We start from the raw sequence: 8672 nt of genomic DNA, 5'->3' as shown, positions 1-8672 counted from the left end.
AAGGTACCGTTGGCGTTTTCCACTATGGTGGTCACCGTCTCAAGGTTGTCCACCAAGGAGGTCAGGTTCAATTGCGTAACCACGCCGTCCTCGTCAATATAGTCGATGTTCGTATCATCGGCGTTCAAGGCGATGGTTGTCAAGGTCTCCAGGTTCGTTACATCGATATCCGTGGTAATCCCCGATTCATCGGTATAGGTAAAGGTACCGTTGGCGTTTTCCACTATGGTGGTCACCGTCTCAAGGTTGTCCACCAAGGAGGTCAGGTTCAATTGCGTAACCACGCCGTCCTCGTCAATATAGTCGATGTTCGTATCATCGGCGTTCAAGGCGATGGTTGTCAAGGTCTCCAGGTTCGTTACATCGATATCCGTGGTAATCCCCGATTCATCGGTATAGGTAAAGGTACCGTTGGCGTTTTCCACTATGGTGGTCACCGTCTCAAGGTTGTCCACCAAGGAGGTCAGGTTCAATTGCGTAACCACACCGTCCTCGTCAATATAGTCGATGTTCGTATCATCGGCGTTCAAGGCGATGGTCGTCAAGGTCTCCAGGTTCGTCACATCGATATCCGTGGTATTCCCCGATTCGTCGGTATAGGTAAAGGTACCGTTGGCGTTCTCCACTATGGTGGTCACCGTCTCAAGGTTGTCCACCAAGGAGGTCAGGTTCAATTGGGTAACCACACCGTCCTCGTCAATATAGTCGATGTTCGTATCATCGGCGTTCAAGGCGATGGTTGTCAAGGTCTCCAGGTTCGTTACATCGATATCCGTGGTAATCCCCGATTCATCGGTATAGGTGAAGGTACCGTTGGCGTTTTCCACTATGGTGGTCACCGTCTCAAGGTTGTCCACCAAGGAGGTCAGGTTCAATTGCGTAACCACACCGTCCTCGTCAATATAATCGATGTTCGTATCATCGGCGTTCAAGGCGATGGTCGTCAAGGTCTCCAGGTTCGTCACATCGATATCCGTGGTATTCCCCGATTCGTCGGTATAGGTAAAGGTACCGTTGGCGTTCTCCACTATGGTGGTCACCGTCTCAAGGTTGTCCACCAAGGAGGTCAGGTTCAATTGGGTAACCACACCGTCCTCGTCAATATAGTCGATGTTCGTATCATCGGCGTTCAAGGCGATGGTCGTCAAGGTCTCCAGGTTCGTTACATCGATATCCGTGGTAATCCCCGATTCATCGGTATAGGTGAAGGTACCGTTGGCGTTTTCCACTATGGTGGTCACCGTCTCAAGGTTGTCCACCAAGGAGGTCAGGTTCAATTGCGTAACCACACCGTCCTCGTCAATATAATCGATGTTCGTATCATCGGCGTTCAAGGCGATGGTTGTCAAGGTCTCCAGGTTCGTTACATCGATATCCGTGGCAATCCCCGATTCATCGGTATAGGTAAAGGTACCGTTGGCGTTTTCCACTATGGTGGTAAGGGTCTCTACAAACTTTAAACTACTTAAATCGGCATTTAAAGTCCCCCCATTCTCAAGGGTAAGTGTCAACAGATTGCTACTAGTATCAAAATCAAACACTTGAAGCTGTTGACTATCGCTAGAGGTCAATTCCCAAGAATCCCCATCCCAAAAATAAATGGTCCCTGTTGTGGTGTTTACATACAGGTCACCAAGGTCAGCTCCTGTAGGTGTATTTACCCCAGGTGCGGATACATCGGTTCCTTGCAATACTTCACAATTACACTGATCTGCCAAATTAACTACAGTTTGTGCAGATGCAAAACCAGAAAATATTAGGAATATCAGAATAAAAATTTTTCTACTCATGACAAATTCTTTACGTATTGTGATTGGGTGTTTCAAAATATTTCAATTAGGTCGGTTCTGTTTGAGTTCTATTTAGAATCAATACATTTTACTACAATAAACAAATTTAGCGCTATCACTTCCTTAGGAAAATATTTGTTGTGTAAGCCTTGTTTCGTATGGCTTAACTATGTAAATATTGAGGTCTCCTTTGATTATTTTTACCGTTTCTTACTGATTCATTGGTCGATGAAGTTCGTGATATCACGGTTTTCCAAAGGTTTTATAGGTAAGAAATTTCTTCACTATCTGAATTGATCCAAGGAAAAATGGGAACCATATTGTGTTTAATGGAATTACAAACCCTTCTCTTTCCACGTTTATTCTTCCGCCCTATTTTCTTAAAGTATCCAGAACTTAATTTTGGTTGGAAATATCATTCGATAATAGCTTGAAGTCTTATTAAATTACCTTCACCATTCAATTTCACATTACTTAAATGGATAATAAATACAAGACCATAGGTATTGATTCTAAGCTCCTATTTATGGAAAATCTTACTACCTAGTTCGAAAAATCGGATGTAAAACTCGATGAACAGAATCAAGACAACAACCAAAACTGTTAAGTTAATTTTGGGATATAATCCCTTTCTGGAATGTGATAAAAATCAAGATGGATTAACCCTATAGGTAATTCTCCTGTTCATGATAACGGTTTTCACCTTCACCGTTAACAGTGCTGAAGAAGACGGTGTAGCGGGGCAACTTGAGCCCGATTTTGAGGCCAATACGCGGTATTTATAGCCATTTTTATCTACCCCTGCCGATTGTACGGTTAAAGCCGTAGATTGGGTACCGGTATACTCAGCCCCATCGGAGATATCGTTAAATACCGTACCCCCATCTGTACTTAGCTGCCATTGATAGGTATCCGCATTCGTGGCAGTCACCGTAAAAATTGCATTACCTCCCGTGAAAATCGTTTGATCGGGCCCTATTGTCGCTGTGGAAGGTGTATCCTCTGTGACCGTGATTGCAGTACGTGATCCACTAACACAATTGGTTGTATTATTCCTAGCTTCGGCATAAAAGGTGCCAGGACCACTGGGCGTATAGGTTGTATTGTTTAGCAATAACAATGTTCCTCCACTGGCTGCATCGTACCAGTCTACGGTCTCATTAAATCCAACCGATGCCGATATGCTGGGAACACTATCGCCAGTACAAAAAGATCGATCACCATCACTTGTTGGCGCATCTACTACAGGGCAACTACAATTTGGAGCTGATATCGGAAGATCTTCGCTACAACCATTGGCATCGGTAACCGTTACCACGATATCAGTTTCATCGGGAACGTCGGTAATTTCCCAAACATTGCCCGAGGTATTCGTCACAGTACCAGCAGTGCTGGTAACAGTACCCGAGCTAACCGTTACCTCCAATTCGTAAGTTGTTGGTGAAAAAAGTGCAAAAACACATGATGGCGAACTGCTGACCGATATGGTAGGTCTCGAAAGAATGGTAAGTTCTACGGCAGTTCGGAAAAGACTTCTACGACTGGAATCCGAATTATCGACACTTTCGGCATAGTAAGTAACATTCCCCACGGTATTTAGGGTTGGTGAAACCGAAGAGCCACCGCTCGATGCCGTATACCAAACCACATACGCCCCGGAAGGTGGGGTTGCGGAAGCTGTTAAGGTCTGAATTGGATCCTCGGCACATTCGGTAATATCCCCGTCACTCGTAGGAGGAGGCAAGGCCGATTCTACCTCATCAAAAGAATAATCGGACCCTCCATTTCCATTACAGTTAGAGAACTTATTGGATCCAATATAAATGTTCTGGGAGGCATTACAATTTTTGTCGGTAGTGATTTCGCCTCCATTATTGTATATCTGTGCACCTTCGGGTAGATGCAAATCGGCATTTTTGACCCATGAAAGAATTCCATCACTTTGTACGGAAACTATCATGATATTGACATCGAAATCCCCATTGTCCGGTAATGAAAGGGTATCATCTCCCCCAGATTGATCCCCTATAATAAGCTTGTCTATGGTATAGGAAGTTATATCCACATTCAACGTTACGGTATTACCGCTTCCAATGGTTACCGTACTTACATTACTGTTTTGCCCGGGATAGGATGTGGCATTTACCCAAGAAGTGCCATTATATATCTGCCATGTACTGGCACTGCTCCAGTTGCCCGTTGCCTTGGATCTATAATCCCCCGTTACCTGTGCCAACATAGGAAAACTTACGACCAAAAACAAAAGTGCCAGAACCAATTCCTTAAGTTCTGTTCTTAAAAAGATGGATTTAAGATATAATTTATTTTTTGTGATCATAAATTTCCGGTTCGCCTAATCTTTTGTCCTACAACAAAAAAATCCGTATTTTATTGTTTTGTACATAGGATAAGGACATATTTCCAGTTGAACGCCATGTATTTGGTATTGAATAATGACTTTGGTTGAATATACAATTTCTAAAATACCGTAATGACCTGTCTTTCAATAACTAATGTTGTGTAATTTACATTTTAATACGTGAAGACCCCATAACATGAAGTTTCATAAAATCAGCACCTCCACATATTACAGATAAACCCTACAAAACCAACTGATTAAAGGGTATCGATACCTATCGTGGAACCGCTAATAAATCCGGGAGCGCCCTTGCACGTCCCCTCAGGGCTCTTATTCGAGGATAATAAATTCGGACCTACGGTTTTTCTCATGCTCCTTTGCTGAGCAACGCACGCCGTTTTCACAATTATTGATCAATTTGGTTTCCCCGAATCCTTCACCCATTAGGCGATTTTCGGATATCCCTTTGGAAACCATATAATCCACTGTAGCTTCTGCCCTTTTTTGTGACAGCCAAAGATTGTAAGCGTCTCTCCCTCGGCTATCGGTATGGGAATTGACCTTTATTTTCAGACTGGGATACTTTTCCATAGCCGCAATCACTTTCTGTACTTCAATTTCAGAATCTTTACGGATGTTATACTTATCAAAATCAAAATAAATGGTACTCAACTGTAGTAATTTGGCCAAGTCGTCCCCAAAACCGGCTGTAACCTGATCTCGCTCCAAATAAAAATCAATAATATTGGGCTTGCCATCCGACACAGGCAAATATTCCTCAGAAGGCACATAACCTTGCATCAATGCCCTTACAAAATTACCGCGGTAACAATCCACTGAAAGCTTATAATTCCCCTCTGAATCGGTTATTGTCGTCAATACTTCTTCATTATTTTCGTCTATGACCTTTACCGTAGCCCCAACCAATACTTCATTGGTTATCTTGTCCCTTACCGTTCCCGTTACCGATTGGTCACAGACCAACTTTAAAGGCGCTGTTTCTACGAATGCATAAATATCATCGGCCCCTAAACCTCCATCCCTATTGGAAGCAAAATATCCCTTACGGGTATCTTCGGAAAAAATGAAGGTAAAATCATCCATGTTACTATTCAAGGGTTCCCCGACATTCATTACCACCCCGTTATATCTACCTGATTCTATCTTTGTTCCGAATACATCCAATCCCCCCAGTCCCGGATGACCGTCGGATGAAAAATAGAGGACATTTTCCGAGGATACGAAAGGAAAGGTTTCCCGAGCCCCCGTATTGATGGTATTTCCTAAATTTTCAGGGCTTCCGAATTTACCATCGGCATAGACCGCGACCCGGTAAATATCCGACTGCCCAAAAGAACCGGGCATATCCGAAACAAAATACAATGTTTTTCCGTCCGGACTAAATGCTGGGTGGGCCGTGGAATAGGAATCACTATTGAAGGGCAGTTCTTGTATATTCGTCCATACCCCATCCATTAGTGTCGCCCGTAATAATTTAAGTCGAATGATCCCGTTTTCGTCCGTAATGTACTTCCCGTCCTTAAAATTATTTCTTGTAAAATAGAGGTGCTTTCCATCATTACTTACGACCGATGTTGACTCGTGCAATCTTGTATTGACCCCATCACCTAATTTAACTACGTGATTGTCATCCAAACTATCGGTATTCACCCTATACAGATCCAAAAAGTCCTTGGAATTCCATGTGTGGCGATATCTGGCCAAATTACCGGTATCCCTATCCGACGAAAAAATGAGTCCTTCCTTGTAATAAGATGGGGCAAATTCGGTATATGGGGTATTGTAATCAAAAGGTCTAATCTCATACCTACCCGAATTCTTTTTGATCTCTTCCAAATAGCCATTTTCCCGCTTAAAAAAAGCGGCCCGGACATCGTCAGAAGTCAATTGACTGAATTCTGCCATCACCTCTTTGGCAGCCTCATAGTCCCCTAAACTTTTTAAACTCTGTGAATACCTGAAATAGTATTCAGGTCCTATCTCGTTTTTATAATCTTTCAACAATCGCTTGTAGGTCTCCGCAGCTTCCTTGTAATCGGCATTGAAATAATAAGAATTCCCTAGGTTTTTCAACAATTCGGGAGACACATATCCTTTGTCAAGGACCTTTTTGTAAATATCTATGGCCGGACTGAATGAATATTCTTGATACTTTCGTTCGGCTTTGGTCAGAAATCTTTCTTGGCCCCAAGTATTGCGGGGCACCATGAATACCATTACGATAACGAATAAAAATATTTTTTTGACCATCTTTATTGATTTTAGAAGAATCTAGGCGAAACAAGGTTTCGGAATGCTTTGACCAGCTCGTACCTTAAAAAAACCTCGAAAGATCCGTCATTGAACTGGGTGCCTCCCAATTCCGTGGTTTCCCTATCATATGCCAATCCTAGCATCAATTGATCAGAAATCTGAAAACCGACCATGGCACTTAAAGCCGCATCCCATCGGTAGGCGGCGCCAAAAGTAAATTGATCATTTAGCAAGAAACTTGCCGACATATCCACCTGTATCGGGGCACCGCCCACAACCTTGGTAAGTACCGCTGGTTTAAATTGCAAGTTCCCGTTTAAATCCAACACAAGGCCGGTTATCAAATAAAAATTGATACGCTCTTTGGCTAAAAACTGAATATCTTCCGAATCTTGGTCACTACTATCAAAATGTTCTGTTTCCAACAAATTCGGAGCTGAAATCCCGGCATAGAACGTATTGGTATGGTAGTAAATCCCCACCCCTACATTAGGGGTGAATTTATTATCAATATTTTCTTCATCCACAGGCTCAACATCAAAATTCCGTAATCCCTGAAAGTCCAAATTCAGTAAATTACCCCCAGCCTTCAGGCCGAAAGAAAGTTTACCTTCCCTTGAAACATCCACTGTATAAGAGAGAACGGCATCGAAATAGGTTTCTTGAATTACCCCATCCCCTATTTCATCGTTCACTATGGAGATACCATACCCCAATTTACTGTTCCTGATCGGCGAGTGAAGGTTCAAGGTTTGTGTTGTAGGGGCCCCATCCAATCCTACCCACTGCGAACGGTACAATGCCGCAATACTCAATTGTCCCCTAGAACCTGCATAGGCTGGGTTGACACTCATTGTATTGTACATGTATTGTGTGTACTGGGCATCTTGTTGGGCAGATACGATATCAGTGGTCAGTATCATTAAAAATACCACTAGAATGCTATTTCTTAAGTTCATAAAAAGTATTAGTTGTTATTTGCTGACGTAGATATAACCACTATCGGTAGTATTCCCACTATTGTCTTTTTGGTAATCAAAGATATAAAAATATATACCGGAAGGAAGATACTCTTCAACGCTTACCGTAGACCTTCCTTTAGACCTGCCATCAAACACGTTATTTTGATTGTTATATCCTGTGCCTTCATATACAGCAACTCCCCATCTATTAAAAATCCTCAAGGAATTGTTCTTCGCATTCTGAACGCCCCTTATGAACAAAAAGTCATTCTTACCATCTCCATTCGGAGATACTATTTGATTTACCAAAATAGTCGAACTTACTTCCACAGTGACGATTGCCGAATCACAATTTGATGGATTGGCAAGTTCACATATCGTATATTCAATGGTGTAGGTACCATCTTCCGTATCTTCTGCCACTTCGATGGTGCCATCGGGATTTATCATTAATTGATCGGTAGGGGTTACGGTTAAAATAATATCATCCACGTTTACCGCTTCCCCATCTAAAGTATCATTATCAAAAATATTCGCACCTGGGACCATTCCGCCTTCCGTTCCATCGACCTCAATACCACTATAATCATCGTCAACCGCATCGATTGCTGCATATGGGGTACCCACAGTTATGGTCACCGTAGCCGTATCACAATTTCCCATAGCATCACAAATGGTATACTCGAAGGTATCGACACCGTTGAAATTTTGATTTGGGGTATAGGTAACCGTATCATCGTTAGGGTCATCCGGCGTTCCCCCATCATTAATAACCACCGTACCATTATAAGGTTCGTTAACCGTTAAGCTATCAATATACGGTATCCCTGAATCATTGGCCAACACATCGACATCGACAGGGGTATCCATTTCAGTTGAAGCGGTATCATCAACAGCATCCAATTCTGGAGCCGTACCCACTTCTATCATCACGGTTGCCGTATCACAATTGCCACTTACATCACATACCGTATAGTCGAATGTATCGACACCGACAAAATCAGTAGTTGGAGTATAGGTTACCGTATCGTCACTGATATCATTTGGGGTTCCTCCATCGTTGATCACAACAGTACCATTTCCTGGGTCGGTTACCGTTAGCGTTCCATTGTTAGGAATACCCAAATCATTTTCCAAAATATCGATAGTTAAAGGGGTATCAACATCAGTTGCGACCAAATCGTCTATCGCATCCAACACCTCATTTATTGGATCCAGGTAATCCGGGGTGTCGTCCCCATCGGTATCGTCATTGGTGGGGTCGCCGTCACCATCGGCATCCTCATC

At 42.8% G+C, this 8672-nt stretch carries 5 protein-coding genes; all 5 read right to left on the bottom strand.

Annotation, left to right across the window (positions count from 1 at the left end):
* Window positions 1-1790 (bottom strand): beta strand repeat-containing protein (locus PHU20_RS19165; RefSeq protein WP_274827022.1); only part of this gene is annotated, 1790 nt, incomplete at its 3' end.
* 649 nt (window positions 1791-2439) lie between these two features.
* A complete protein-coding gene (locus tag PHU20_RS19160) occupies window positions 2440-4128 on the bottom strand; it encodes an immunoglobulin domain-containing protein (RefSeq protein ID WP_274827021.1) in 1689 nt (562 codons plus the stop codon).
* Window positions 4129-4479: 351 nt separating this feature from the next.
* A complete protein-coding gene (locus tag PHU20_RS19155; protein ID WP_274827020.1) occupies window positions 4480-6420 on the bottom strand; it encodes an OmpA family protein in 1941 nt (646 codons plus the stop codon).
* 11 nt (window positions 6421-6431) lie between these two features.
* Entirely contained in the window at window positions 6432-7382 is a 951-nt protein-coding gene (locus tag PHU20_RS19150) for a PorP/SprF family type IX secretion system membrane protein (RefSeq protein ID WP_274827019.1), read from the bottom strand.
* 15 nt (window positions 7383-7397) lie between these two features.
* On the bottom strand, window positions 7398-8672 hold a 1275-nt coding region (locus PHU20_RS19145), incomplete at its 5' end, for an Ig-like domain-containing protein (protein ID WP_274827018.1).

Origin of the sequence: Maribacter polysaccharolyticus, from assembly GCF_028882255.1 — a bacterium.
In the GTDB taxonomy this organism is placed as follows: Bacteria; Bacteroidota; Bacteroidia; order Flavobacteriales; family Flavobacteriaceae; genus Maribacter_A; species Maribacter_A polysaccharolyticus.
This window is presented reverse-complemented; position numbering and strand designations above follow the sequence as displayed.

What these genes read in the sequence shown, in the direction of transcription:
- PHU20_RS19155 (WP_274827020.1), bottom strand. Translation starts at nt 6,420, where the DNA reads ATGGTCAAAAAAATATTTTTATTCGTTATCGTAATGGTATTCATGGTG.
- PHU20_RS19150 (WP_274827019.1), bottom strand. Translation starts at nt 7,382, where the DNA reads ATGAACTTAAGAAATAGCATTCTAGTGGTATTTTTAATGATACTGACC.
- PHU20_RS19160 (WP_274827021.1), bottom strand. Translation starts at nt 4,128, where the DNA reads ATGATCACAAAAAATAAATTATATCTTAAATCCATCTTTTTAAGAACA.